General features: G+C 33.1%; 1 protein-coding gene. It reads right to left on the bottom strand.

From position 1 onward, the window contains the following. Positions 1-116: 116 nt before the first annotated feature. Positions 117-1,091, bottom strand: coding sequence for an ImmA/IrrE family metallo-endopeptidase (locus tag FHL06_RS13650; RefSeq protein ID WP_153387193.1), 975 nt, complete (start codon positions 1,089-1,091; stop codon positions 117-119). Between the last annotated feature and the right edge of the window lie 90 nt (positions 1,092-1,181).

Raw genomic sequence — 1,181 nt, forward strand, 5'->3', positions numbered from 1 at the left:
AAAGCTCGTAGTTCATCCAACATTGCTGGGCGTTTATTGTACTTAACTTTTCTATCTGTAATAATTTTTATCGCCATTTCATAACCATTGTCCAAGCTTATTCTTACTCAGAGATATCAAAAATTATAAGCAGAAAAGTTATATTTATGTCGTAAATTATTTAATCGAGTAACAGGAATGTACTTTTCCCGCTGTAACTGACCGACCACAATGCCCGGATTAATCTGATTATCTTGAGAAAATTCTTCAATCGCTTTTTTAGAAAAGTCACCTTTGGTTAAGAATTCATTATATTGAATCTTGTCGATAAGATAATTTTTAGCAAATTCATCAGCATCTTTTTCCAGTGTCTCTAAATCCAACGCACTCTTAAGGCCAACATCTTTCTCAATGGACAAAATTATGTGGCCTTTTTTCTGTTGGAAGACATGTTTTATTTCATGGAAAAAGGCAAACCAGAAGATATCCGTATACTTGCTGCGATCATTCATAGCAAGCAAAACTTTATCTTTCCCCAACCACTTAACGGCTCCGTTGATACCACAGTTTATTAAGTTAGGAAGAACGACAAAAGCCACACCAGATTCCTTTAAAATTTGTTTCAATTTGGGAACGAATACATCAGGAGTTTCAAGTGTCATTTTGCGTATCTCAGGCAACATCTTTTTTAAAGTTTCCAAATTAATTGGCGCAACGTCTTCAATCTCACCCATATTGAGTGCTGTTTGAACCCAAGCATTAGAGTTTATTACATTCTTATCCGTTATTTCTGGAATAGCTGTTTTATATTGGACTAAAAAGTCCCTATTTTCCAGTACCTTTAAACTAGAAACATAAAAAAACTTTCTTAACTCAGAAATCTTTTGTTCTGCATTATTCGTTGGCTGTAAAACACCTAGATTAGTCCAATATTTATAGTCAAGCTGTCGTTGAATAGTCTTCTCATCTTCCAATTGATTTTGCTTTTCAATTTGACTCTTAATTTCAAAATATTTATCATTAAGATTTTTCCAAACAGATTCGGAAGTTCCCAAAACTAAAGCTAAACCAGCAATCAATTTACCATCTAAATCAATTTTTCCATTAATCAACTGACTGACGGTTTTTTATTTTATCGTATGACTCCAAGCATTTCTTCCAATCTCCTTTCATGAATAAATATTCTTTACTACGTTTTGGCA

It is taken from the genome of Companilactobacillus halodurans (assembly GCF_009600985.1).
Lineage (GTDB): Bacteria > Bacillota > Bacilli > Lactobacillales > Lactobacillaceae > Companilactobacillus > Companilactobacillus halodurans.